This is a genomic window from Anaerolineae bacterium (assembly GCA_025062375.1).
Taxonomy (GTDB): domain Bacteria; phylum Chloroflexota; class Anaerolineae; order SpSt-600; family SpSt-600; genus SpSt-600.
Genome location: JANXAG010000028.1, coordinates 1 through 25,390 on the forward strand (window position 1 = coordinate 1; position 25,390 = coordinate 25,390).

Annotated in this window: 27 protein-coding genes and 1 CRISPR repeat array; of the genes, 9 read left to right on the forward strand and 18 right to left on the reverse strand. The window is 50.1% G+C overall.

The genetic code is table 11. The features are described 5' to 3' along the window. The first annotated feature begins 52 nt into the window (after positions 1 to 52). A CRISPR array of direct repeats spans positions 53 to 351; the repeat unit is 30 nt; unit sequence TGCCGCAATCGCACCATAGTGGGATTGAAA. A 21-nt stretch (positions 352 to 372) separates the two neighbouring features. From NZ653_07600 to NZ653_07630, 7 genes are read right to left on the reverse strand one after another with little or no spacing between them, the layout of a single operon-like run. Further along, the gene (locus NZ653_07600) at positions 373 to 603 is read right to left on the reverse strand and encodes a MoaD/ThiS family protein (protein ID MCS7286980.1); all 231 of its coding nucleotides are present in this window, start codon (positions 601 to 603) and stop codon (positions 373 to 375) included. 3 nt (positions 604 to 606) lie between these two features. Next, the gene (locus tag NZ653_07605; protein MCS7286981.1) at positions 607 to 2,439 is read right to left on the reverse strand and encodes an aldehyde ferredoxin oxidoreductase family protein; all 1,833 of its coding nucleotides are present in this window, start codon (positions 2,437 to 2,439) and stop codon (positions 607 to 609) included. A gap of 57 nt (positions 2,440 to 2,496) precedes the next feature. Continuing rightward, positions 2,497 to 2,886 carry a 4Fe-4S binding protein gene (locus tag NZ653_07610; GenBank protein ID MCS7286982.1) on the reverse strand — a complete coding sequence of 130 codons (390 nt, stop codon included), beginning with the start codon at positions 2,884 to 2,886 and terminating at the stop codon, positions 2,497 to 2,499. 9 nt (positions 2,887 to 2,895) lie between these two features. Then, positions 2,896 to 3,831, reverse strand: coding sequence for a dihydropteroate synthase (locus NZ653_07615; GenBank protein ID MCS7286983.1), 936 nt, complete (start codon positions 3,829 to 3,831; stop codon positions 2,896 to 2,898). Positions 3,832 to 3,850: 19 nt separating this feature from the next. Next, positions 3,851 to 4,042 (reverse strand): MarR family transcriptional regulator, encoded by a 192-nt coding sequence (locus tag NZ653_07620; GenBank protein MCS7286984.1) that lies wholly within the window; start codon positions 4,040 to 4,042, stop codon positions 3,851 to 3,853. A 13-nt stretch (positions 4,043 to 4,055) separates the two neighbouring features. Then, positions 4,056 to 5,429 (reverse strand): pyridoxal-phosphate dependent enzyme, encoded by a 1,374-nt coding sequence (locus NZ653_07625; GenBank protein MCS7286985.1) that lies wholly within the window; start codon positions 5,427 to 5,429, stop codon positions 4,056 to 4,058. A gap of 33 nt (positions 5,430 to 5,462) precedes the next feature. After that, positions 5,463 to 6,230 (reverse strand): AAA family ATPase, encoded by a 768-nt coding sequence (locus NZ653_07630; protein ID MCS7286986.1) that lies wholly within the window; start codon positions 6,228 to 6,230, stop codon positions 5,463 to 5,465. 255 nt (positions 6,231 to 6,485) lie between these two features. Between NZ653_07630 and NZ653_07635 the strand changes: the two genes are divergently transcribed. From NZ653_07635 to NZ653_07660, 6 genes are read left to right on the forward strand one after another with little or no spacing between them, the layout of a single operon-like run. Continuing rightward, the gene (locus NZ653_07635; GenBank protein MCS7286987.1) at positions 6,486 to 7,322 is read left to right on the forward strand and encodes a sulfide/dihydroorotate dehydrogenase-like FAD/NAD-binding protein; all 837 of its coding nucleotides are present in this window, start codon (positions 6,486 to 6,488) and stop codon (positions 7,320 to 7,322) included. Next, entirely contained in the window at positions 7,316 to 8,596 is a 1,281-nt protein-coding gene (locus NZ653_07640) for an insulinase family protein (GenBank protein ID MCS7286988.1), read from the forward strand. Before NZ653_07635 ends, NZ653_07640 begins: the two co-directional genes overlap by 7 nt. Before the next feature lie 13 nt (positions 8,597 to 8,609). Further along, positions 8,610 to 10,172 carry a response regulator gene (locus tag NZ653_07645; GenBank protein ID MCS7286989.1) on the forward strand — a complete coding sequence of 521 codons (1,563 nt, stop codon included), beginning with the start codon at positions 8,610 to 8,612 and terminating at the stop codon, positions 10,170 to 10,172. 34 nt (positions 10,173 to 10,206) lie between these two features. Then, entirely contained in the window at positions 10,207 to 11,379 is a 1,173-nt protein-coding gene (locus NZ653_07650) for a 2-hydroxyacyl-CoA dehydratase family protein (protein MCS7286990.1), read from the forward strand. Further along, complete coding sequence (gene holB / locus NZ653_07655) at positions 11,357 to 12,343, forward strand: DNA polymerase III subunit delta' (protein ID MCS7286991.1); 987 nt, start codon at positions 11,357 to 11,359, stop codon at positions 12,341 to 12,343. Before NZ653_07650 ends, holB begins: the two co-directional genes overlap by 23 nt. 4 nt (positions 12,344 to 12,347) lie before the next feature. Then, positions 12,348 to 13,154: a stage 0 sporulation family protein gene (locus NZ653_07660; protein ID MCS7286992.1), complete on the forward strand. Its 807-nt coding sequence runs from the start codon at positions 12,348 to 12,350 to the stop codon at positions 13,152 to 13,154. A gap of 12 nt (positions 13,155 to 13,166) precedes the next feature. Here the strand turns inward: NZ653_07660 and NZ653_07665 are convergent, their stop codons facing one another. Then, positions 13,167 to 13,427: a stage V sporulation protein S gene (locus NZ653_07665; protein ID MCS7286993.1), complete on the reverse strand. Its 261-nt coding sequence runs from the start codon at positions 13,425 to 13,427 to the stop codon at positions 13,167 to 13,169. Between the two features lie 212 nt (positions 13,428 to 13,639). Between NZ653_07665 and NZ653_07670 the strand changes: the two genes are divergently transcribed. Together NZ653_07670 and NZ653_07675 are read left to right on the forward strand one after the other, a co-directional pair. After that, positions 13,640 to 14,419, forward strand: coding sequence for a biotin--[acetyl-CoA-carboxylase] ligase (locus NZ653_07670; GenBank protein MCS7286994.1), 780 nt, complete (start codon positions 13,640 to 13,642; stop codon positions 14,417 to 14,419). Beyond that, on the forward strand, positions 14,397 to 15,569 hold the full coding sequence (locus NZ653_07675) for a phosphoglycerate kinase (protein MCS7286995.1): 1,173 nt from the start codon (positions 14,397 to 14,399) through the stop codon (positions 15,567 to 15,569). The genes NZ653_07670 and NZ653_07675 overlap by 23 nt, the downstream gene beginning before the upstream one ends. 39 nt (positions 15,570 to 15,608) lie before the next feature. On the opposite strand, the gene NZ653_07680 is transcribed toward NZ653_07675, so the two are convergent. Further along, positions 15,609 to 16,088: a hypothetical protein gene (locus NZ653_07680; protein ID MCS7286996.1), complete on the reverse strand. Its 480-nt coding sequence runs from the start codon at positions 16,086 to 16,088 to the stop codon at positions 15,609 to 15,611. A 237-nt stretch (positions 16,089 to 16,325) separates the two neighbouring features. On the opposite strand from NZ653_07680, the gene NZ653_07685 reads away from it, so the two are divergent. Continuing rightward, a complete protein-coding gene (locus NZ653_07685) occupies positions 16,326 to 17,051 on the forward strand; it encodes a DUF4013 domain-containing protein (GenBank protein MCS7286997.1) in 726 nt (241 codons plus the stop codon). On the opposite strand, the gene NZ653_07690 is transcribed toward NZ653_07685, so the two are convergent. The 9 genes from NZ653_07690 to NZ653_07730 all read right to left on the reverse strand — a co-directional run. Further along, a complete protein-coding gene (locus NZ653_07690; protein ID MCS7286998.1) occupies positions 17,012 to 17,563 on the reverse strand; it encodes a VTT domain-containing protein in 552 nt (183 codons plus the stop codon). The two genes, NZ653_07685 and NZ653_07690, sit on opposite strands and share 40 nt — an antisense overlap. Before the next feature lie 14 nt (positions 17,564 to 17,577). Continuing rightward, on the reverse strand, positions 17,578 to 18,924 hold the full coding sequence (locus tag NZ653_07695) for a nucleotide sugar dehydrogenase (GenBank protein MCS7286999.1): 1,347 nt from the start codon (positions 18,922 to 18,924) through the stop codon (positions 17,578 to 17,580). Between the two features lie 18 nt (positions 18,925 to 18,942). Further along, positions 18,943 to 19,629, reverse strand: a complete 687-nt coding sequence (locus NZ653_07700; GenBank protein MCS7287000.1) for a ComF family protein — start codon at positions 19,627 to 19,629, stop codon at positions 18,943 to 18,945. 1 nt (position 19,630) lies between these two features. Next, positions 19,631 to 20,575: a type II secretion system F family protein gene (locus tag NZ653_07705; protein MCS7287001.1), complete on the reverse strand. Its 945-nt coding sequence runs from the start codon at positions 20,573 to 20,575 to the stop codon at positions 19,631 to 19,633. A 12-nt stretch (positions 20,576 to 20,587) separates the two neighbouring features. Beyond that, complete coding sequence (locus tag NZ653_07710; GenBank protein MCS7287002.1) at positions 20,588 to 21,547, reverse strand: type II secretion system F family protein; 960 nt, start codon at positions 21,545 to 21,547, stop codon at positions 20,588 to 20,590. Positions 21,548 to 21,550: 3 nt separating this feature from the next. Beyond that, positions 21,551 to 22,909 carry a CpaF family protein gene (locus tag NZ653_07715; protein MCS7287003.1) on the reverse strand — a complete coding sequence of 453 codons (1,359 nt, stop codon included), beginning with the start codon at positions 22,907 to 22,909 and terminating at the stop codon, positions 21,551 to 21,553. Beyond that, positions 22,896 to 24,074: a response regulator gene (locus NZ653_07720; GenBank protein MCS7287004.1), complete on the reverse strand. Its 1,179-nt coding sequence runs from the start codon at positions 24,072 to 24,074 to the stop codon at positions 22,896 to 22,898. The genes NZ653_07715 and NZ653_07720 overlap by 14 nt, the downstream gene beginning before the upstream one ends. Beyond that, positions 24,071 to 24,925 carry a Flp pilus assembly protein CpaB gene (gene cpaB, locus NZ653_07725; protein ID MCS7287005.1) on the reverse strand — a complete coding sequence of 285 codons (855 nt, stop codon included), beginning with the start codon at positions 24,923 to 24,925 and terminating at the stop codon, positions 24,071 to 24,073. Before cpaB ends, NZ653_07720 begins: the two co-directional genes overlap by 4 nt. Beyond that, on the reverse strand, positions 24,925 to 25,390 hold a 466-nt coding region (locus tag NZ653_07730; GenBank protein MCS7287006.1), incomplete at its 5' end, for a carboxypeptidase-like regulatory domain-containing protein. The genes NZ653_07730 and cpaB, both read right to left, overlap by 1 nt.

A 25,390-nucleotide genomic window follows, 5' to 3' on the forward strand; every position in this document is an offset into this window, starting at 1 on the left:
CCATAGTGGGATTGAAAGGTCGTTCAATCAAGTCTTGCAAACGCTCTTTTATGTGCCGCAATCGCACCATAGTGGGATTGAAAGCGGCGGGGAGGGCTCTATTTTGCTTCTGCGGAACATGCCGCAATCGCACCATAGTGGGATTGAAAATTCGCCCAATTTGACATAATCTACCCCCGCATAAGCCGCAATCGCACCATAGTGGGATTGAAATGGGCTAGGCTATTCAATGATGGTCACAATGGTGACCATCATGCCGCAATCGCACCATAGTGGGATTGAAAGCAATGTTGGCCTCTTCGTCAATAGAAATGTTATCAAAGCCGCAATTGCACTGGAGTGGGATTGAAAAATGAGGTTACAAGGGCTGAATTAATAGGCCTCTCCACCACCTATGAGGGGGATGAGTTTAACCTCATCCCCCTCTCTTATTACATGGCTTTTGTCCACTTGTTTCCCATTGACCAACACTACCCCCACAAGAGGCGAGGGTATTTCCAGTTTGGCAAGAATTTCTTCTACGCTTATACCTCCCTCAACCTCTACTTCTTTTCGGTCTCCAGCGTAGCGGCTCAAAATCCCCACTATCTTTATTTTCGCCACCCTCTATACCCCTATCCTTACAATCTCGGCAAGCCCAAGCTCCGCCAGTTTCTCAGGGGTGGGTATCCCGTTCTTGTCCCATCCTCGCTTTTGGTAATATGTGTCCAGAAGTCTCTGGATATCATCCCACTCCATGCGCTTCCCCTTAGTGGGACCATAAGTTACAGGCTCCTTATAGAAGCGCGGAGGCGGATAATCCCACTCCCTCCCGAAACCTTCCACCTCTCGTACCCAATACATCCGGGTCAGGTTCCAGACCCTTTCAGAGATCTTCATCAAATCTTCCCAGGACCGATCAATCCCGGTTATAGCTTTCAAAATAGGAGGATAGAGGCCCAGGTCAATGCTGAGCTCCACCCACTGGAGCCGACAAGCCCCAAGACAGTCAAAGAGGGGTCGGACGTGTTGAAGGTAGATGACCCTATCAACTTTGTCATCTGTAACAAGGTCGCGGCCTACCTGAAGGTCGTAGGTTATAGCCCACGAACGGTTGTGGTGAGCACCAACATCGCAGGTCATGTAGCTGAGAAGCATCGCAGGAGCATTGTGGCACTCGTAACCGCTCATTTCCATGCCCTTTACGTGGATGGCAAATTCTTCAGAGTTTTCACCCAATTTTTGAGAGGCATGCTTTACACCCTCGGCCAGCAGGTCCCCAATTCCTTCACGGCGAGCTATTTTCTCCAATAGTGTGAAAACCACCTGGGGATCCCCCCAGCGCAACTCGAGGCCTTCGGTTTCCTCTTTGGTCAATATCCCTTTTTCAAAACACTCAATCGCAAAGGCAATAACGTTGCCCACCGAGATGGAATCTATCCCAAGTTCATCGCAGAGCCAGTTAGCATAGGCTACATCTTCAATATCGGTAAGAACGCAATCCCCACCAATAAGAGCTGTGGTCTCGTATTCGGGGCCTTCTACATAGATGCTGTATTTCTTGCTGTAAGAATACTTGCCGCAGGGACTCGGACAACCAAAACACCCTTTATCGGTTATGACGATACGCTGCCGCATGGTCTCACCGCTCAGGCCGCTGTAATCCTCTAGAGCCCCAGCCTGGAAGTTGCGCACCGGAAAAGCCCCTACTTCATTGGACCAGACCGTCACTCCTGAGGTGCCATACCGAACCCATACTTCAAAGGCTTCGGAAGCTTTGCAGGCTTTAATGGCTTCGGTACCCAGGCGCAGGAGTGCTTGCGGATCAGCTACCGGGATGTCTCTGGTGCCATGAACAGCTATAGCTTTGAGCTTTTTAGCCCCCATAACTGCTCCGACGCCCCCACGCCCAGCTTGCCTCCCAAAGTCGTGGGTTATACAGGCATATTTTACCAGATTCTCACCAGCCGGACCTATCGTAGCGATCTGAAACTCTTCACCAAGACGCTTTTTGAGCTCTGTCTCAACGGTTATTGACCCTTTACCCCATAAGTCCGAAGCGTCCCGCAGTTCCACTTCATCATCGTTTATGTAGAGATAAACAGGTTTTGGCGAGATACCCTCAATGATGATGGAATCGTAGCCAGCGTATTTGAGCTCAGCCGTTAGATGGCCTCCAACGCTGGCTGAGGCATACCCTCCCGTAAGGGGCGATTTAGTGGTGAAATCCATTTTGCCAGCGCCTGGGGCTAATGTGCCAGAAAGAGGCCCCGGTGAAGCTATGATTTTGTTTTCAGGTCCTAAAGGGTCAGCTCCCCTGGGGACTTCGGTGTATAAAAAGTAAATGCCAAAACCTCTTCCACCCAGAAACTTTTCAGCTATGTGAGTAGGAGTGGGCTCCTTGGAAATCTGACCCGTGGTAAGGTTTATTCTGAGAATTTTTCCACCATAGCCATTCATTTCCGCCTCCTTTAGCACCGTGGTGTTGTGAAAACTTCCAGAGGCAGTGCCCTTTATTTACTCAATCCAGAGGACCCCTGGCCCACATACTTCAACGCAGGCTCCGCAGAGGTCGCACTCAAAAGGCACCGGGTAATCAGGATGGGTGAAGATTACCTGCTCCGGGCATTCTTTGACGCAAGCCATACATGCTATGCACTCATTGGGGTCAATATAATAGGCGCCCTTTTCGTTTATCTTCACCGCATCTACAGGGCAAACCTCAGCGCAGGTGCCACAGTTGGTACAGGTTTTGACTTCAAAGATGCCTGGCGCCGGGAACTTGGGAATTATAGCCAGACGAGCTTTTTTGGGGTTGTTTACGCCAAATTTCGCTAAACTGCAAGCTACAAGGCAAGCTTTACAGCCAGAACATTTGGAACTGTCAGCATGAAGGTAAACGGCCATGTTTCCCCCTTACATCTGGAGATAAGAATCGGCATATATTACTTTGTTCTTGAGGATCTGGATCGTCTTCCATACTGCCACCTGCTCCGGATCCTTCATGTCAACCACCGATGGATCCAGATCCTCGCCTGCAGCGGTAGCATCGTAAAGGGCGAGAAGAAGCTTGCCTATTGGGGTGCTATCATCCCGCTGCTCGATTATCCGGATAACTTCATTTTGCTTTTCATCCAGAGGGTCCAGGATAGCGGCGTCAAGCCCCGCAGCCATGAGCATAACCAGGTAAACCCTGTTTACAAGGCTGCGGTTTTCTTTGGGAACACGATTGGAAACGTTGGAAAGACCCACCACCGTCTTGGGCGGAGGATCGCTCAGGGCTTTGAAATAACGGATAGCTTCCACAGCATTAGGCACATGTTCCTGACACCCGTTAACGGTAAGGATAAGGGGATCAAGGTATATATTTTCCACAGGCACTCCCATTTCTGTGAGGCGAGGGATGATTATTTCCATAGCGATGTTGGCCCTATCCTCCGCACTCACCGGAATACCCGCTTGGGTCATAGTCAGGGCGATAACCGGGACATTGTATTTAGCTGCCAGTGGCCCAATGGAAGTAAGGCGCTCTTCTTCGGCCGATACGGAGTTTATCATGGCCTTGAGGCCCAGCTCCTGGCACTTCTTAAGACCAGCTTCTATGGCTTGGGGGTTCGTGGTATCCAGAGAGACAGGAGTTCCGGGGACAGCTTCATTGATTATCTCAATGAGCCAGGGCATAACCTCGTGGCCATCCTTCTTTCGCCGGCCAATGTTGAGGTCCAGCATATGAGCTCCGCCCATAACCTGGGCTTTGGCCAGTTCAATCAGGTAGGCAGGTTCCCGGTTGTCGATAGCCTGACGCACCCTGGGGGAAAGGATCTGGATGTTCTCTCCTATTCGGAAAAGCATTTTGCCACCTCCTTGTGGTTTATTGGGATGGTGCGTAGAAGCACCGTTTTGGTGATATAACGAGCCCCTTCTTCTGAAGCTTCTTTATGATCTTTGAAACCTCTTCGCTGTCAAGGCCAGTCATAGTGGCCACATCGCCGGGGCGAACGGGCTTACCCGCTTGCCGCATTGCATCCAGGACAATCTGCTCCTTTTCGGTAAGCTCAGTCATAATCTCACCCTCCTTATCCTCTGGATTCTTGAATTAATCTATCAACTTCAGCCACGCGGGCCTGCTGCGCGAGCCAGTATTCTGGATCGCGCTGTGCGTCAAGTTCCTCAACAGTTTTACCCTGTTGTTCAACCCAGGTAAAGTACTTGAGATTATGCCAACGGTTGCGCATCTCTCTGGTACCCTCGAAAATCCAGTCCAGTTTCTGCTTGTGGAATATGCTGACCAATCGGACAGCTGCTTCCACCTCATCCATTGGCCCATATTTTTCCGTAAGCTCTTTCATCACTGAGCGATAACGGTCAATTGCGTCGGTAAGGATGGTTACTATAACGTCGTCCTTTCCAAATCCGTAGAATTTAGCTGTTTTTATTGCCCCCAGGACATTGCAAACCCCGGATATCCCGAAGATCTGGGACATTTTCATCACCTTCTTCTCGGGGACACCGTATCTTTTTATCATCGTTTTCCAGCCAGCTTCCTCGGTTAGAAGCTGAAGGCCCATCTTGCATTCCAGATCATCAATGCCCATGAGAGCGTCCATGTTCCAGACGTTGTGGATCCAGGTGACGTGTTTATCACCTATGCCCTGGATATCGTGGGAACCGTAGCCATTGAGGGAAAGGGTTGGACATTGAATTGGTTCCAGCCCCACCACTTTACAATCATGCCAGACCTGTTTGAGCCGATCCCCAGCAGCGATGGTTCCTGCTGAGCCCATGGCTGAAACGAAAGCAGATATTTTACCCTTACCTATGCCCTGGGCTTTGAGTTCCTCTGCTAGCTCCACTATGGTGTTTCCGGTCACGTAATAGTGAAACCGGTAATTGCCAAACTCATCAAACTGATTGAGGACACGTATCCGTTGGGGGTCCTGGGCTACAAGCTCTTTGCACTTATCGTATATTTCCTTGATGTTGCTTTCAGAACCAGGGGTTGTAATGTAGCGGGCTCCGTAGGAGCGGATTAGTTCAAACCGCTCTTTGCTCATCCCTTCCGGCAAGATAACAATGCTATCAAAGTTCATCCGGGACCCAACCCATGCTCCCCCAATTCCATAGTTGCCGGTGCTGGGCCAAACCAAAGTGTGGAGGGCGGGATTAACCAGGCCTGCTATTTGTTTTTCTACCAGTATGGAGTATGCAGCACCAACTTTATGGCTCCCTGTGGGGAAATCTTTGGCGTAAAGCACCACGATGGGTGCTTCAACTCCGGTAAACTCTCTGGGGAGGACCTCATAGTAGATCCTATTGTGCCCATCGCGCCAGGTTATGTTGTAAAGGTTAACAGGGTCCAGTGGATCTTTAAGGCGAGCTTCAAGGGCTTTCTGGCGTATTTCAGGCTTAATTTTCCAGGGGTGAAGCATTTCCTCAAAGGTCGGACCCATAATCAGCTTATCTTTTGCCACCGGTTCACCCTCCTATTGAATCACACCTGCTCTGCGGAGAATATCCTCTACAGCTTTGTAAAGGGGGGAGGTTTTCTCCAGCTCTAATACAGGTTTCCCCACCAGGTCAAACTCCGCCATCTTCGGTTCGTTGGGAAGGGCTCCTATAAGTTCTAACCCCACTTCTTGAATTTTGTCCCTTAGCATTTCCGGGAGGTCGCCATTTAACTTATTTACAACCAGGTAAGCCTTGCGGATTTTTGTCCCCAACTCCCTGGCCAGTTCTACAATTCCTTTGGCCGCCATAATCCCTTTAATGGTGGGGTCGGAGATGACGAATAGAACGTCAACGTTCTGAGTGGTTTGGCGGCTTATGTGCTCCATCCCGGCCTCGTTATCTATAACCACGTAATCGTAATCGTTCTTAAGGCGGTCAATTACATTTCTAAGGATTGCATTGGCTGCGCAGTAACAGCCTGGTCCTTCGGGGCGCCCCATAGCTATAAGATCAACCCTATCGCCCTCTACCAGAGCTTTGCTAATGCGCAACTCCAGGTAATCAACTTTGGAAATTCCTCCCTGAAGAGCCCCTTTTTGGATCTGGGAGAGGGTATCTTCCCGGATATGGCCCACGGTTTCTGCCAGGGGCAAACCGAGGGCCAGATGGAAGTTAGAGCTGGGATCCCCATCTACGGCCAGGATTAAACCATTAGTGTTTTCTTTGAGGCATTTTACAACAAGAGCGGCGAAAGTGGTCTTACCCGTCCCTCCCTTGCCTGCAACTGCTATGGTTATGCCCATGATTTCTCCTCACCGTGGCTTTCGCCGTTAATTTTAATTATTAGTCCCACCGTTGTCAACCATTTGCCGGGGTTAAGGGTGGGAGTCGGTCCTGCTGCATAGGGGGGCCAGCTGGTTGCCATCCTTTAAACTCCTGACAATTTTCCCCAGCTGTTGAACTTTGGTAAGCTTTTTAACATGCTTGACACCTGTTTTCCCCCAGAGTATAATGAGCGGGGTCACCCAATTACTCCTTACAGTCCGAGGAGGCTGGTGATGTACGAAATTCTGGAAAAGCATGACCATTCCCCGGTCACCAAAGAGTTCAAAGTTTATGCCCCAAGGATTGCTTCCAAAGCCAGGGCAGGTCAGTTTGTAATAGTGATTCCATGGGAGAAAGGGGAGAGGGTCCCACTAACAATAGCCGATTTTAGCCCTGAAGAGGGATGGATAACGCTTGTTTTCTTAGTTGTAGGAAAAAGCACGAAGTTTATGGCCAGGATGAACTCCGGCGATCGCCTCTACGCCGTCGTTGGTCCCCTCGGTAAACCTTCGGAAATTGAGCGCTATGGCACAGTAGTCTGTGTGGGGGGAGGGCTTGGCATTGCTCCCATTTACCCCATAGCCCGTGAGCTCCGGAACGTTGGAAACTACGTTATTTCAATAATCGGCGCCAGAACTAAAGAGCTATTATTCTGGGAGGATAAAATCCGTTCCGTTAGCGATGAACTTATCGTCTGCACTGACGACGGTTCCTATGGCCGCCAGGGCGTTGTTACTGTGCCCCTCAAAGAGCTGCTGGAAAGTGGCCGCAAGATAGATGTGGTCTGGGCTATTGGCCCGGCAATAATGATGAAATTCTGTTCTCTTACCACCAAGCCCTTCGGGGTCAAGACCATCGTAAGCCTTAACCCTATAATGGTTGATGGCACCGGAATGTGCGGGGCTTGCAGAGTTGAAGTGGATGGGCAGACCCGTTTCGCCTGCGTGGATGGGCCAGAGTTTGATGGCCATAAAGTGGATTGGGACCTCCTTATGGCACGCCAGAGATTGTATTGCGACCAGGAAAAACTCGCTCTTGATTTATTTGAAAAGCAGGGGGCAGAATGTTGACGCCTGAGAAGGCTACTTTACCGCAGGGAATTCGCCTGCTGGTTACTCCTCTGCCACACACAATGGCTGTAAGCATGGTTTTCCTGCTGGGAGTTGGCTCCCGCTATGAAAGTGACCCTGAGGGAGGCATTTCCCATTTCATCGAACACCTTGTATTCAAAGGTACCAGCAACTGGCCCACAGCTAAGGACATCGCTTCCTCTATAGAAGGAGTCGGAGGAGTCATTAATGGAAGCACTTCGCAGGAGGTTACTTCTTACTGGATAAAGCTTCCCAAAGACCACTGGAAATTAGGCTTCCAGCTTCTGAGCGATATGCTCCTTAACCCTCTTTTTCGGGAAGAGGATGTAGAAAAGGAGAGAGCAGTAATTTTGGAAGAATTGCGGGGGATGAAAGATTCACCCGAAGATTGGGTTTTTGTTATGGCTACAAACCTTCTCTGGCCCGGCCATCCCCTGGGGAGGGAAATTATAGGGACAAAGGAAAGCCTTCAGAACCTCTCCCGGGAAAAGCTTCTGGAATTCAAATCCAGACATTATGTTCCAGCGAAAGCTGTAATAAGCCTTGCGGGAGCTATAACCTTTGAAGAAGCCTCAGAGGAAGCCCATCGCTGGCTATCAACGTGGGTGGGAGATTCATCCTTTACCTTTACTCCTGCTCCTCCTCCTTCCGATAGCCCGGCTCAAGCCTACGAAAGCCGTCGTGTTGAGCAAACTCATGTGGTCCTTACCTGGTACGGTTTACCTTTGACCCACCCCGATCGCTTTGCCCTCTCGGTTATGAACGCTGTTCTGGGGGAGGGAATGAGCTCGCGTCTCTTCACCGAGATAAGGGAGAAAAGGGGCCTTGCCTACAGCATAAGCTCTTACCTTGAATTTTTCACAGACTCAGGCGCTGTCGGAATAGCAGCTGGAGTATCCCCTAACCGTCTGGACGAAGCCCTGCAAGCTGTAGTAGAGCAACTTTCGCTATTAAAAACTCAAGAGGTAACCGGAAAAGAACTGACGAAAGCTAAGGAATTCGTAAAAGGCAGGCTTTTGCTCCACCTGGAGGATTCCCTCAGCCTCGCTTTCTGGTACGGCAGGCAAGAGCTTCTCCTTGGCCATACTATGACCCCTTCAGAAGTGATACAGGCTATAGATGCTGTAACCCCCCAGGATCTAAAGAGAGTAGCTGAAGAACTGGTAAAGGCGTCCCGAATGAAGCTTGCGATAATAGGCCCTTATCGGAAAGAAAAACACTGGATAAAAGTGGTGGAAAGCCTTGGCTCATAAAAAGCGCGTTTTAGTGGTTGATGATGAAATATCAGTGCGCAAGATATGCCAGTTTATCCTGCAGATGATGGGCTTTGAAGTAGAGACGGCTGCCGATGGAATGGAAGCGGTGGAAAAGGCCAGAGAAAAGCCCTTTGACCTCATTATAACTGACATCAAAATGCCAGGGATCAATGGGGTTGAAACCGCCAGGCTTATCCGTGAAATTTATCCCGACGTTCCCTGGATTGTGATGACTGCTTACGGGCAACTGGACCTGGCCCTCAAAGCCATAAGGCTGGGGGTCAATGGTTTCCTCCTCAAGCCCTTTACCCCAGATGAACTCAAGGCTCTCGTCTCCTACGTCATGGAAATGGACCAGCTGCGCAGAGAAAGCCTCCGTATCAAAGCTCTTTTGCCTCTCTTTGATATTTCAAAGACGCTTCTCAGCACTTTAAACCTGGAAGAGCTGGAGAACAAACTTCTGTTGACCGCCTGGAAAAGCCTTTCAGCCGATGGGGTGTGGATGTATGAAGTGGATTGGGACAAACTTCTGGGTAAACCGGTGGAATCTCTACCTCGCCTGACCCTGGAACTTCAAGCCAAGCTGATGAAAGCTCTGGAGAACAGCAGTTCTGCTATCCTCTGGACTCAGGAAAACCCCCAGGAAGTGGCCTCTCTGATGGAAAAGGCTGGCCTTGCTCAACTCCTGGCTGCTCCTCTGAAGGCCGGTGAAAGACTTCTTGGGTTCCTGGCGGTCTTCAAAAACCCGGGCTCTGCTCCTTTCCTCATGTCTGACCACGATTTTCTCACCATACTGGCGGGACAGGGCGCGATAGCCCTGGAAAACATTAAACTTTTTGAGCAAATCCAGAAGGCCTTCGTAGAACTGCAAGAAGTGGAAAGGCTCAAAAGCAACTTTGTGACTATTATCGCCCACGAATTCCGCACCCCCCTTTCCCTGATCCTGGGTTATGCCTCGATCTTAAGAGAGGAAATTCAGGATCCGCGCCTGAAAGAGTTTGCCGAAGCCATAACCCGCAACGCTTTACGCCTTTCTTCTCTTCTGAAGGATTTGCTGGATTTCAGACAGCTGGAAAAGAAAGCGGTATCCCTCCAGGTGGAAAGCGTTTTCCTGCCCGAACTTGTGGGAAAAGTGCTGGAAAGTTACGAACCTCTGGCCAATGATAAGAAACTTGAGATAGCCATAGATATACCACCTGAAGTCCACAGGGTCCAGGCTGATCCTGCGAAGCTAGAAGTAGTCCTGAGCAATCTTATCTCTAACGCTATAAAATTCACCCCGCCTGGAGGAAAAATAACGATAGGTGCAAGGCTTGGGGATAGACCCTACATGTTCGTCAAGGATACAGGAATCGGGATCCCTCCTGAGGAGAAAGAAAAGATTTTCCTCAGCTTCTATCAGATAGGGGAACCATTGAACAGAGGGCAGAAAGGATTTGGCCTGGGGCTTTACATAACTAAAGAGCTCGTCAACATGTGGGGTGGGCGAATATGGGTTGAAAGCGAAGTGGGCAAGGGCAGTACTTTCTGGTTTACCTTACCTTCCACGCGAAAGGAGGAAAATGTCGGCTAAGCGCTTAAAGAGCACTAATATTCTCGCAAAACTCATGCGGAGGCACTACTTCAAAGTCCGCTACCTTCATTTCCTGAGACCTTTAGCCTGGGTCACCAGTGGAGCTCCGGTGGAAATTCTGAGGGCTATGGGAATCGAAGCAGCTTATCCTGAAAACTATGGTGCTTTGTGCGGAGCACGTGGAGCTGGGACCCTCCTCAGCGAAGCGGCCGAAGCCCATGGTTATGCCCCGGAGCTCTGCTCCTATGCCAAAATCAACCTGGGAAGCATCTTTAACCCCGCCTCAGCCCCGATGCGCGGTTTGCCCAAGCCTGACCTCCTCATCGTATGCAATAACATTTGTGGAACAGTAGTTAAGTGGTTTGAAGCCCTTGCCCACCGCTACCGAATTCCCCTTTTCATCCTGGATACCCCTTTCCTCCACAACGGCCTTGAGCCGCATATTATCAGTTATGTTAAGAGTCAGCTGGAAGAAATGATTGAATTCCTGGAACGTCATACTCGCCGCCCCTTGAACTACAGGCGTTTCTGGGAGGTTCTGGAGCTTTCTAACGAGTGCGTTCACCTCTGGGGTGAAATAAGGAAGCTCTGCAAAGCTCGTCCCTCTCCTCTTAACGCCCCTGACCTTTTTGTCAACATGGCTGCTATTGTAGTTCTGAGGGGAACTAAAGAGGCGGTTGAATACTACAAGGCCCTCAAAGCCGAAGTTCAGGAGAGGATTGATAGAGGAGAAGGAGCAATACCCGAGGAGCGATATCGGCTCCTTTGGGACAACATAGCCCTGTGGAACCGGCTGTATCGTTTTTATTCCTACTTTGCCAAAAAAGGATGCTGTTTTGTGGTGGATACCTACACAGGGGCATGGGACAATCCAGTTGAGAGAGGGGAACCTTTGGAAGCGCTGGCAAGAGCCTATACCTCTGTCCTCTTGAACCGCAGCCTTTCCTACCGGGCCCGACAGATGATAGACCTTATCCGGGAGTACCAGGTGGATGGCTTTGTGATGCATTCTAACCGCTCCTGCAAACCCTATTCCCTTGGTCAATACGATATAAAACGCATCGTCACTGCTGAAACAGGGGTTCCCGGCCTTATTATAGACGCCGACATGTGCGATTCCCGCTATTATTCCGAGGAACAAATTCGCAACCGAATTGATGCTTTCATCGAGCAACTTGGAGGTAATGCGAAGATTGATAGGACATGAGTGGGCCCTGGAGTTTCTGGAAAACGCTATAAGACGTGGAGATGTTTCTCACTCTTACCTCTTCACTGGGCCGAGGGGGGTAGGGAAGAGGACTCTGGCTCTGGAATTTGCTAAAGCTTTATGTTGCAGGGTGAGTTTGCCTCCTTGTGGCCATTGCCGGGATTGCCGCGATGTGGCCCAAGGTCGCCATCCGGATGTAAAAGTTCTGGAGCCAGATAATAGTTCCATCAAGATTGAGCAAATTAGGGAACTGCAGAGAGAGGCTTTTCTGGCTCCCCACCGCAGTCCTTACAGGATTTTTATCATTGCCGATACAGAGAAAGCCACACCGGAGGCGGCCAACTCCCTTTTAAAAACCCTTGAAGAACCACCCCCTCACTCCATCTTTATCCTCACAGCCCTTTCGGCCGATTTACTTCTACCCACCATCGTATCCAGGTGCCAGGTCTTGAACCTGAGACCTCTTCCAGATGATCTGATCCGTGAATTTCTGGAAAAAAAGTGGGGGATCGAAAGTTCCAGGGCTTCCCTCCTGGCTCGTATTTCGGAGGGGTGTGTGGGAAAGGCTGTAGAATTTCTCAAAGAAGAAAGAACTTTTCGGGAACGGACGGAGGACCTGGAGGCTTTTCTTCGGCTCATAAAAAGTGATACAATTACAAGGTTAGAATGGGCAGAGGCCATCAGTAAGGAGAGGGAGGAAGAAAGAGTTCAGGAAATGGTGAAAAGGTGGATTTTAGCTCTGAGGGATATGCTTTTGTTGCTGGAAGGTATGCAGGATATGGTAGTAAATGTGGACTTCAAGGATGAACTGAGGGCAGTGGCGACGAAACTGGGCAAAGAGAAAATCCGCAGCGGTTTGAAGGATTTGAGGTTTATTCTGGAAGCTCTGAGCCGAAATGCTAACCTGCGCATTGTTCTGGATGTTCTGGTGTTAAAGCTGCCCGGGTTAGTCCAGGAGGGGTGATGAAATGCCGTTAGTGGTAGGGCTGCGTTTTAGAGAGGGTTGCAAGATTTACAGCTTTGATGCTACAGGTTTTGAGGATCTGGCAAGGGGGGACTACGTGGTGGTTGAGACAACTCAGGGCCGCAACATCGGGAAAGTTGTAATACCACCACGGGAGGTAACGGAAAAAGAAATAGAGACCCCTTTAAGGGGGATAATCCGCAAAGCTACTTCCTGGGATCTTGTGAGGATGGATTTTTACCGGCGGGAGGGGGAGAAAGCTCTGGATAGAGCCCGCGAGCTGGCCCGAAAATCTGGTTTAGGCATCAAATTGATAAGGGCGGAGTACAACTTTGAAGGGACAAAACTTAACCTGTATTTCACTTCAGAAGAAAAACTGAACCTTAAAGAGCTTGCTCAGGCCCTTGAGAAAGAATTGGATGTTAAGGTGGAATTTTTCCAGATAGGAGTGCGGGATGAGGCTAAGTTCATGGGGGGGATAGGGCCGTGCGGGCGCATTCTGTGCTGTGCTTCTTTCCTTACAGAGTTTGCCTCTATCTCTATAAAGATGGCCAAAGTTCAGGACTTGCCTATAAATCCTGCAGCTATTTCAGGATTATGCAACAGGCTTCTGTGCTGTCTTCGTTATGAGTATGAAATTTACAAAGAGTTTAAGGAGCGCTTGCCAAAAGTAGGGCAAAAAATAAAAACTCCTCAAGGGGAAGGGAAAATAACGGCTATCAACGTAATCAAAGAGACGGTAACCGTCCGGCTGGAAAATGAAACCACCATTGAGATACCAGTTTCGCAGGTGGAGCCCAAAAAGGGTTAACCGGCGCCATGATCAACGTGGCTCCACAATAAATTTTATGGCCGTCCTCTCCTGACCGTTTATATCAACTTCAGTGAAAGAAGGGATGCAAACAATGTCGTAGCCATCCAGGGCCAAATAGCCCCTGGCGATAGCTATAGCTTTTATGGCTTGATTGACGGCACCGGCCCCTATAGCCTGGACTTCCGCCCTTTTACTCTCCCTTATTACCCCTGCTATAGCTCCAGCTACTGCGGTAGAACGAGACTTAGCTGAAACTTTTATAATGGGCATTCCGCCTCCTTCGCACCGCCCCCAGAGGGCTGACTCTATATTAAATTTTACACCATTAAACGCCCCATAGCAAGCAATAGACGAGCGCCGGTGGCTGCTGCCTCGGCGGCTGGCATTCGCTTGAAAGATGGTCATGGCCAGCCACCTGGGGACGGTCGCTTTTGAAGCTTTCAATTTTGATGGTTGAAGTTTTGAAGATATAATAATTTACGATGAAAACTTCGCTGGGTCATAGGGTTTACTATTTTCGCACGGTAACTTCCACCCAGGACGAAGCTAAGAGGCTTGCCGAGGCTGGCGCCCCTGAAGGAACCGTTGTCCTGGCGGAAGAACAGACTGCTGGCAGAGGGAGATTGGGAAGAACCTGGATTTCCCCAGTAGGTTCTTCTATTCTTATGTCTGTAATCTTCAGGCCGCCCCTTCTCCCCCAACAAGCTCATCGCCTTACAATGATTGCTTCCCTATCTATAGCCGAAGCCATTGAGAGCTTAACACCCCTTAAAGTCAAGATAAAATGGCCCAACGATATACTTATCGCGGGGAAGAAGGCTGGAGGGATTCTTACGGAAATCCGGGCGCTGGAGGACCGTATCCTCTATGCGATAGTGGGCGTTGGTTTGAATGTGAATGTTAAAATTTCAGATTCGCCTCTTTCCCCCTTGGCACCCTATGCCACCAGCCTATCGGATGAACTGGGGTATGAATTACCTCGCTTCACCCTCCTTCAAGAAATCCTGCTTCGCTTGGAAGAGAATTACAGGGAATTAAGAAAAGGGCGAGACTTTCGGGGGGATTGGCTGGCAAGGCTTTACCCTCTGGGCCAGGAAATTTCAGTAATCACCCCTACCGGCATCTTAGAAGGGGTAGCTATTGACATAAACGAAGATGGAGCATTGCTGCTGGCTACACCCGAAGGGGAAGTAAAAACGGTATGGGCTGGAGATGTAACCATCAAGAAGGAGGTGAAACATGAAGAAAAAGACAATCCGTGACATAGACGTTCAGGGAAAAAGGGTTCTGGTCAGGGTTGACTACAACGTCCCTATCTCCGAAGGGCGCATAACCGATGACCGGCGCATAAGAGCCACTGTACCTACGATCCAGTATCTCCTGGACCATGGAGCTGCCGTCATTTTAATGTCCCATTTGGGCCGCCCGAAGAAGCCATCTCCGGAGTTCAGGTTGGACCCGGTAGCTCAGAGGCTTTCGGAAATCCTGGGGATTCCGGTCAAAAAACTGGACGACTGCGTCGGACCTGAGGTGGAGAAGGCGGTAAAAGAAATGAAACCAGGGGAGGTGATACTGCTAGAGAACTTGCGCTTCCATCCTGAAGAAGAAGCCAATGATCCTGAATTTGCCCGCAAACTTGCCGCTTTAGCTGACATTTATGTTAATGACGCCTTCGCCACCGCTCACAGGGCCCACGCTTCCACCGAGGGGGTTGCTCATTATCTGCCAGCTGTAGCCGGCTTCTTGATGGAAAGGGAGATTCTCTTCCTGGGCCTTTTGCTTTCCAACCCGGAAAGGCCTTTTGTAGCCATTCTGGGTGGAGCCAAAATATCCGACAAAATCGGGGTAATACAGAACCTTCTTCCAAAAGTGGACCTGCTCCTCATCGGAGGAGGGATGGCTAATACCTTCTTCAAAGCTTCAGGCTACGCTGTTGGCGATTCCCTCGTGGAAGATGAGGCTTTGGAGATAGCCCGCGAAATCCTCCAAAAGGGAGGGGATAAAGTTCTCTTGCCTGTAGACGTGGTGATAGCTGACCGTCTGGCACCCGATGCTTCTGTTAAGATTGTGAAACCCTGGGAAGTGCCTGCAGGATGGCGTATTCTGGACATAGGCCCCGAGACGGTTGAGCTCTTCAAAGAAAAACTTCGCCAGGCCCGGACAATTTTCTGGAATGGACCTCTGGGGGTTTTTGAGGTAGAACCCTTCTCCAGGGGAACTTTTGCTATTGCCCACACCCTGGCAGGACTGGAAGGCGTCACCACAGTAGTGGGTGGGGGCGATTCAGCCGCCGCTGTAGAAGCAGCTGGTGTTGCTGAAAAGATAACTCACGTTTCTACAGGCGGGGGAGCAAGTCTTGAATTCCTGGAGGGCAAGGAGCTTCCAGGGGTAGTAATCCTTGCCAATCCTTAATAGCGAAGCGGGGGAGGTTCACTCCCCCGCTTTTTTATACTACCAGCATGGACCAAAACCTTTTGGCCCTCGCATCCTGCCCCAGCCCCAGCCAACCCCCCTTTTCCAGTTATATGTGAACTGAAATTCCAGCATTTGCCTCTTTATGCTGAGCCATTTATCGGCCATTTCCTGGGTGATGTAGCCTTTTTGAACGAGGAAGGAAAGCCAGTCTTTTTCAAACTGCAGACACCGGTCCACGATTGTGGAGAGAGCAATGCCTTTTTCCTGAGCCAGCTGAGCGATGGTTTTACCATTGCGGAGAGCCGTTGCCAGCTCATCCGGGCTCATTCCTAAGATCTCAGCAACGGTCCGGAGATTGCACTCCCATCCCCGCCAAAATCCTTTAAACGGAACCGGAGCAGGGGCTTTAGGGGTTGGAGTAGGAGTGGGGGCCTGGGCAGAAGCTACTTTTACACCTGCACCAAGCAACAGCCCTATTACCACCACCGCCACTAAAACCGCTATCCACTTTTTCATAGTCCTACCTCCTTTTAATTTTTCCGGTTATAAGCTTACTGAACTGTTGTGAAGAAATTGTGAAGGGCTTATAAATTTTCTCCGGGAATGGTCTGCGGGGAACTTTCGGTCGCGGAAACTCGGGGCCTGCGGTTTCCGATGCTGAATCAGAGGAGCTCAGAAACTCTGGCCTCGCTTTGACAAGAATCCTGCAGAACTTTAAAATAGACCAAATTTCAATGCTGTCGGAGGTGAAAAATGCTTGAAACCCTAAAAACTTTCATTCGTTTTCCTTTCAAGGGTCCTGAATGGCCAAGCCGCTTTCTAATCGGTTCAGCCCTGGTGCTGGGAAGTTTTGTAGTTCCCATAATCCCCAGCATTTTCGTGCTCGGCTACGTGATAAGAATAATGAAAAAGGTGATCCAGGGGGAGGACCCCTCATTACCAGCCTGGGATAACTTTAACGAACTTATTGCCAATGGGGTTAAGGGTTTCATTGTCAGCCTCATTTACCTCTTACCAGGCTTCATATTTATCGTGGGGGGTTACATCCTTTATTTTCTGTCCCTTTTTGTTTCTTCCAGCCCCTCTGAAGGGGGGACTTTTGCCCCTTTGGTAGGATTGTTTTTATTAATGGCTGGCCTGCTTTTGGGCATTGTCCTATTGACTCTCGGTTCAATTCCACTTCCTGCAGCTATAGCTAATCTGGCCGCCAGGGGCAACATAGGCGCAGCTTTTGAAGTATCCGAGTGGTGGGCTCTCATAAAGGCCAATCCTTGGGGTTACCTGGGAGCGTGGGCAATATCTGTAGGCATAGGTTACATAGGTTACTGGATTTCCTTTTTGCCCTATTATACCATTGTTTTGTGCTGCTTTGTGCCCTTGCTCTTGGCTCCAGTTATCTTCTACGTTCTAGTGGTGGCGGGGGCTGTATTTGGCCAATTTTATCGGGAAAGCAGTTTTTCTATAAAGGAGATGGAATAAAAACCGGCAAAAGCTACCGCGGTGGTTTTAATGGTTTTACCCATCCAGCAGGCGAGGAGGAAGCGTAGAACGGGGAAACCGGAAGCCCCAGCCGTTATCCCGGCCAGATCAAAGATAGGGTTAGGGATTAGAGAGAGGGCGAATATGAGCCAGAAACCAAATCTCTTCATCCAGCCCTTTACTCTTTCATAGGTCTTGTAATCTTCAATGATGGCCCTTCCGCCGAGTCCGGCCAAGTATCCGCTTAATTCTCCCAGAGCTTCTCCAATCCCTGCCACAAGGCCAACTATTATGGGGCTGAGGACTCCCCCCATAGCAAAGACCACAGCCAGGCTCGGGGCCGGGAAGAGCACGGTGGCATTTCCCATAAAGCTTATCACAAACACTCCCCCGTAGCCGTAGGCTCCGAACCTTTGAATTTTCTCCCGAAAACTCAATATCGTAACTGTTATAAGGATGGCTAAAAGTATGGCCAGGATTGAGAGGAAAGGGTTCTTCTTCGGTTTTTCCATAGCCACATACCTCTTCAAGGGATAGGGGCACCGAGGCGGAATATTTTGGGGTCAGAGCCAAATCCCCGGGTAGCATTAACTGTATCCACCACGAGTTTCGCCTCTTTAACTATACGCTTAAAATCGTAAGAGCTATGGGCCACAAGGATGAGGACGCAATCGGCCCAGCGAAGGGTTTCTTCGTTTAATGGGCGAGAGTTCAACACGGTTTTCTCCCGGTTGAACACGTTACCTCCCACCTCAAAGGTGGGGATGTAGGGGTCGTTGTATTCTACCTTTGCTCCCTGCCGCAGGAGCAACTCAATTATCCGCTCAGCGGGAGAGTTACGGGGATCATCCACATCCTTCTTAAAGGCCACTCCAAGGGTCAAGATTGCGGAGCCTCTGACGGTTTTTCCCTGGCTTTCCAGAGCCTTATCCACCAGTTCTACTACGTGGTAGGGCATGGCTTCGTTCACCTCAGCTGCTAACTCTATGAAACGGGTGTGGAAATCGTATTCCCTGGCTTTCCAGGCCAGGTAAAAGGGGTCAACAGGGATACAATGTCCTCCAACCCCGGGGCCTGGGTAGAAGGGCATGAAGCCGAAGGGTTTGGTGGAGGCGGCCTCTATGACCTCCCATATGTCAATGCCCATTCTTTCGCAAAGGAGAGCCATTTCGTTGACCAGGGCTATATTAACGCTGCGGAAGATGTTCTCCAGGAGCTTGGTCATTTCAGCTACGCGGGGGGATGAAACTTTGAAAACTTGGGGGCAAAGCTGGGATAAGAGCAGAGCAGCCAACTCGGTGCAGAGAGGGGTCACCCCACCCACTACCTTCGGGGTGTTTTCAACGGTATGGAGTCTATCTCCCGGGTTTATACGCTCGGGAGAGAAAGCCAGATAGAAGTCTTCTCCGACTTTGAGGCCTGAGCTTTCCAGGATCGGGCGCACGAGTTCTTCTGTGGTTCCTGGGTATGTGGTGCTTTGAAGGATGATGAGGTGACCGGGACGCAAATAAGGGACAAGGCTTTTGGATGCACTTTCTATGAAAGATAGGTCCGGGGTTCGCCAGCGGTCAAAGGGGGTTGGCACGCATATGAATATAGCGTCGGCTCCCTGAGCTAAGCGGTAATCGGTGGTGGCCTCAAGTTTACCTTCTCTGACCAGAGGGGCGATTTCTTCGTGAGCGATATCCTTAAGGTAGCTTTGTCCCTGAGCTATGGCCTGAACCTTTTTCGGGTCCAGGTCAATGCCTATAACCCTGAATCCCTTGCTGGCAAAGCCCTTAGCCAGGGGGAGACCTACGTAGCCAAGGCCGATTACGCTTATAATTGCTTTTTTGTTCTTTATTTTCTCCTCTAAGCCGAATTTTCCCATCATTAACCCTCTTTTCTGAAATTAAGGGGCCCTCGCTAAGGTTATCCCCCACACCCGTTTAGCCCCCGCTTCTTTAAGGGCAACGCCACATTCTTCGAGGGTTGCTCCTGTGGTGCAGACGTCATCCACCACTATTAAGTTTTTCCCCGCCACTTTAAAGGGGTTGGCTCTAAAGGCTCCTTTAACGTTTTCTTTCCTTTCCTGGGCATTCAAGCCCACTTGAGGGCGGGTATAACGGATTCGTTCGAGGGCTCCGTCGAGCACAGGGATCCCCAGATGTTTGCTGAGGCCTTCTGCCAGCAGGGCTGATTGATTAAACCCTCTTTCTCGATAGCGGGAAGGATGAAGAGGGACAGGTATTATACCCTCAGCCTGGACAGGGTTCCGGAGGATTCGGGAAGCCATGAGCTCTGTTAGAGGGGAGACGAGAGCAGTTTTTCCCTGGTATTTTATAAGGTGAACGACTTTCTGGATAGGGCCTTCAAAGTAGGCTACAGAGATTATTCCCTCAAGGGAATGGGGCTCGCGGGCGCAGGAAGGACATATCCCCCAGTCTTCCGCAGGATTTCCGCAGAAACGGCAATGCGGCTCTTTTAAAAATCGGATGGCCTTTAAGCAATCATCGCAGAACCATTTACCCCAGCTTCCGCATCCTCCACACCTTGGGGGGAAAAGGAGGTCCAGGATTGAATCCAAAAACCAGGCCATTTTAGAAACCCATTATCCCCTTGAATACTCCAGAATTTTTAATGATGATGAGGCCAGGGCCTAATAGCACTATGAAAAGGGTGGGGAAAATAAAGAAGACAAGGACGATGATCATTTTGATAGGTGCCTGGCGTGCCAGTTCTTCTGCCCTTTGACGACGGCGGATGCGCATCTGGTTGGATTGAATCCTCATGACCTTAGCTATGCTGGCTCCTAACTCTTCGGCCTGGATTATGGAGGCTATGAAGCCTGTGAATTCTGGAAGGTCAATCCTGGCGGCCATGCTGCGGAGAGCGTCGTGTCTTGATCTTCCAACCCTGACTTCACCCAGGAATCTGGCAAACTCTCTGGCCAATTCGTTATCCCACTTTTCCACCACTTTGGCTATAGCCAGGTCAAAGCCGAGGCCCGCCTCAACGCTTACGGTTATAAGGTCCATGGCATCGGGTAGGGTTTTCAAAATTTCCTTTTTCCGCGCTTTTACCCTTTGTCCGAGCCAAAAGGAAGGGATGACGAAACCGAGCAGTCCCATGAGGATAAGAAAAACCAGCCCCCTGGATACGGGAACATGGGCTATTCTTGTAAGGAGAAAGCCTGCGAACCCCAGCAAAACTCCGGCTAAGACCCTGAAGCCTATAAATTCCACTGCTGTCCAGTTATAGGGGTTACCGGCCCTTTCTAACATCCGGGCGGTGTTTTCCATCATGGTTTTGGGGGTAAAGCGCATAATGGTTCTGGCCAAATTTCGGAGTAAGGGTTTCAAAACACGCTCGCTGAAAGGCTGAGAAAGCTCCAATTCCTCTAAAGTCAGAGGCCTCGTCCCATATTCTTCCAAGCGTTCTTGAATTGTAGCCGTAGTGGCCGATATGGAATATAAGCCCAGGAAAAAGATAAGCACCCCGAGGCCCACACCCAGAGCCACCACCAGGGGCAAAAGGCTACCCATAATTTCCTCCTTTCATACTTCAATTTGCGTCACCTTGCGAATGAAGAAAGCTCCAATCAACATCATGAAAAGGCCTACGCCCATTAATATTAACCCACATGGATCCGTGAAGAGATTAGAGATGTAACTTCGGTTTATCAGGTAAATTATCATGGCGAGGCCGAACGGCAGGAAGCCTATGACGTAACCTGTCAATCTCTGCTGGGCAGTGAGAGCTCTGATTTCTCCCTGAATCCTTACCCTTTCCCGGATGGTCTCGTTTATGGTGTCAAGTATATCGGCCAGGTTTCCTCCCACATCGTGCTGAATGATGATCGCGGTAGCCATAAGATCAAGGTCATCGCTTTTGACCCTTCTCACCATATTGTTCAAAGCTTGCTGAATTGGGAGTCCAACATCCACTTCGTAGACTACTCTACCAAATTCCTCCGAGATCGGAGGAGGCATCTCTTTGGCTACGGTTGCCATAGCTTGAAGGAGGCTGTAACCGGAGCGCATGGAGTTAGCCAGAAGGGTTATAGCGTCAGCCAGCTGGCTGTTGAAAGCTTTCAAGCGTCTCTGCTGGGCCATTTTGACAAATAAACGAGGCAGGTAAAAGCCCACCGCAGCTCCAGCAACTCCCATAATGGTGGAGCGGTAATACAGGAGGTAAGCCAGCAATCCAACTCCCAAAGTGCTCAGGAGGGTGAAAGCCAGAAATTCAGAGACCGTCAGCTTAAGGTTAGCGCTGGCTAACTCCCTTGCAATGCCCTCCCCGAAACGTGTCCGTCGCACAAGGCTGTCAAGTCCGGGGATAGCTCTCCTTTCAATCCTTTGCTCTCGTGCTGGCCCTGTGATTATTTCTCGGGCTGCGAACCGGTCAAGCCTTTCTTCTATAACCTTAGCTGGGGCGGAGACTATCTGAGCTATCCCCCAGAAAATGAAGATTATCCCCAGCCCCAGAGAAATTGCTGCCACGAGGGCTAAATTCATCCCTTACCTCCTTATTCCCACTTTAACGCCGAAGATCTCCGGTGGAAGGTATATTCCTGCGGCTTCAATTTTCTCCATGAACTTTGGCCTTACGCCTGTAGGCCTCAGGCGGCCTATTATCCTGCCATTTTCTATGCCCTGCTGTTCAAAGACGAAGATGTCTTGCAGAACTATGGTGTCCCCTTCCATTCCCTGGACTTCGGTCACTTGAACTACCTTGCGGGACCCATCCTTCATCCTTTCCATGTGGATTATGAGGTCCAAAGCTGAGGCTACTTGCTGGCGTATGGCTTTAATAGGGATTTCAACTCCGGCCATGAGAACCATGGTTTCAATGCGGGAGAGGGCATCCCTTGGGGAGTTAGCGTGGAGGGTGGTGAGAGAACCATCGTGGCCGGTGTTCATGGCCTGGAGCATGTCCAGCGCTTCGCCGCCACGCACCTCCCCCACTATTATCCGGTCTGGCCTCATCCTGAGGGCGTTTATAACCAAATCCCTCATGGTTACCTCGCCTTTGCCCTCAATGTTGGGCGGACGAGTCTCAAGGGTCACCACGTGTTCTTGGCGAAGCTGAAGTTCTGCCGCATTCTCTATTGTGATGATGCGCTCATCATTGGGGATGAACCCTGAAAGGACGTTGAGGAAAGTGGTCTTACCTGAGCCTGTCCCTCCCGATATAACGATGTTGAGTCTTGCTATGACGCAGGCTTTGAGGAATTCCATAACTTCGGGGGTTACGGTGCCCAGTTCAATGAGTTTTTCTACGGTGAAGGGTATTTTGGCAAATTTTCGGATGGTCAGAACTGGCCCTATAAGAGAAAGAGGAGGAATTATGACGTTTACACGGGAACCATCTGGGAGGCGCGCATCCATATAAGGGCAGCTTTCGTCCACCCTTCTTCCCAAGGGGGCCAGGATTCGGTCTATTATTCGCATGAGGTGATCGCTGTCTCTGAAGGTTATATTGGTTTTCTCAATTTTCCCATCCCGTTCAATGTAAACCTTATAAGGCCCATTGACCATGACCTCGTTTATGGTGTCATCGTTAAGGAGCGGCTGGATTGGCCCGTAGCCCAAGATTTCATCCATCAACTGGTTGAAAAGGCGGTCCCTTTCAATGCGGCTGAGGAAAATATGCTCCTCAGCCAAAACATCGTTCAAAATCTGGTCCACTTTCCTGCGGATTTCTGCCTCGTTGATTTCAACTTTACTCAGGTCTATTTCCGAAATGAGCCTGTCCTGCACTCTCTGGAAGATGTATGTAAATTTGTCCATTTCAGTGGTGACAGGAGGCCGAGCGAATTTTTTAGGCTCCGCAGGTTTTTCCTGCTCCATCCTTTCAAGCCTTTTAAGAAGCGACATAGTCTCCTCCCTTTTGCTGGATTTTCTGAGCCAGCTTTGAAATGCTTTCTGAGAAAGCTGAGCTTCGTTCCAGGGAATAAAGTGGGACTCCACGGTTCACTGAAAATAGAACCCGTCCCTCAACATTGGGGATAACAACTTCAATGGGGTGCTTGAGGCTGGATTGGATGTCCTTGGCGCTTATCCCGCTGCGCCTGTCATCCTTGTTGAGCACCAGGAGGATGTTGTTGATGGGATATTTCAGAGCCTCAAGAACCTGGAAGAACTGTTTCACCCCCTTTATGGCCGTGAGTTCTGGGGTCGTAACAAGCAGGATGAAATCGCTTGCCTCCAGGGCGGTGATGGTTATATCGTTCAGGAAGCTCAGGCAATCCACGATGGTGTAATCAAAGGCTTTTTTGAGGGTGGAGAGGATTCCTTTCACGAGCTCCGGATTTATGTAGTCAGCCATCTCGGGGCGGGGAGGAGCGAGAAGTACTTTGACCCCGGATGGGTGAGCAAGCATTGCGCTCATAATAGTCTCTTCGTCCAGAGAGATGTTCTCGGAAACGAGGTCAGCGATATGGCGGCGGGGTTGAAGGTTAAAGATAACATCCTGTCCCCCGAACTGGAGGCTCAGGTCTAAAAGGGCAACACGGGAGTTACTTTCTGAACTTAGAGCTACGGCTAAATTGGCGGCAATGGTGCTGGTGCCCACTCCACCCTTGGGACTGAAGGCAGAGATAATCTTGCCGGTCTTTTCCGGTTTTTCTTTTTGGACGGTTGGTTTGGCAGGAGTCACTACCGGACGGCTTTTCCCGAGTTCGTAAACCCTTCTTATGGCTGAAATAAGTTCATCGCTGGAGAAAGGCTTTATGAGGAACTCCCGGGCGCCTGCCAGCATTGAACGACGCATGTAAGCAGGCTCTCCCTGGACCGAAATCATTATAACCTGCGCTTCAGGGACTTCGCGGGATATTATTTCAGTGGCCGTTATGCCGTCCATCCCCGGAAGGTTTATATCCATCAGGACGATGTCAGGACGAAGTTTACGGGCCAGTTCTACGCCTTCTTCCCCAGTAGCTGCCATTCCCACAATTTCCATGTCCGGTTCAAGGGAGAGAAGTTTCCGCAGGTTCTCCCGGGTTTGAGGTATATCGTCAATAATGAGAACTTTTATGCTCATCGCATCAGCTCTCCAGCTCTGTATTCATAGGTTTGCTCCAGTTTCGGAGGAATTGGGATGTTGAAGCGGCGAAGGATGTATTCCAGGGTGACAGCTTCCGTGGAAACAATATTTTTGTCATCAGGATTGCGGAGGGCCAGGTCTACAATTGCGCCGATTTCTCTCAGGTATTTGAGGACCAGAGCATCTTGCTGGGAAAGTAACAGGGTTATATAGTTGTAGGAGATTCCCTGGTAGGTGGGCTCAATTTCTTCCGTAGGGGTTATCTCCGTTCGCAGACCGACGCTGAGGACCGGAATGTTTTGAAGGGTTAGTTGTGTTACGTGCCTTGGGAGTTGCTCGCCTGGGAAGCCTTCAGGACACGGTTCCTTACATTGGGTTTCCCTATCCACATCTAAGAAATCAATTCCCACCAGAATGTCCACATAATCCCCGGGCTGTATGGAATAGGCGACAGAGGAGAGCTCATCAACTCTTATGGTGAAGGCCACTTTCCCAGGAGGGATCATGTAGATGGGCTTTTCCCGGAGTATCTTTTCTTTGGTTGTGAGCATTTCCTCGGTTATTATATCTCCCCGGTATATATCCACCGCTGCCAGCTTACCTCTCGTTTTCTCCAAGGAGGCAAGGGCGTCGGCGGGGACTTCGGTAACGGGTTTTTCCATAAGGGTGATAGCATCGGGAACAATGGGCATCCCTGCAGGTAAATCTTGAACCGCCACCACTACTTTGCGCGTTGGGATCTGGGCTGGTCCTGGCTGCTGGACCTGCCTGCTCATCAGGAAAAAGACCAGGCAACCTGAAGTTAAAGCCAGCAGTATACCAATTACAAGTAGAAGTCTTCCCCTCATCAGCTTGACCTCCTGACAAAGTGACGGAGTCTATTAAGAGCCATTGCCAGGACCCCCAGAGCAAGGCCTGCGGCCACTACCCACCAGGCATTGCCTGTTTTAGGCAGGCCCTGGACTCTTGTGGGGGTAGGGGTTTGAACTGGGCCCAAAATTCTGGCTTTGAGGGTTACCCTTACAGTGCTTCTGCCATCCAGGAACACTTTTGTTTCTCCTTCCACTATCCTCATGCCTGTTATAGAGATCTCTCCTACTCCATAGCATAGACCGTGAATTCTAAACAGGCCATCGGAACCAGTAGCCGTTTGGGTTTTCCACCCGTTCCCTTTCAATTCTACCACAACTCCCTGAAGGGGGGCACCTGTATCGGCATCCTGAACCAAACCTTCAACAGCCGAAAGGCAAATGGCTCCTGGAGTGGGTGTAGGCGTGGGAATAACAGGTGTAAAAGTAGGGGTAGGGGGCTGT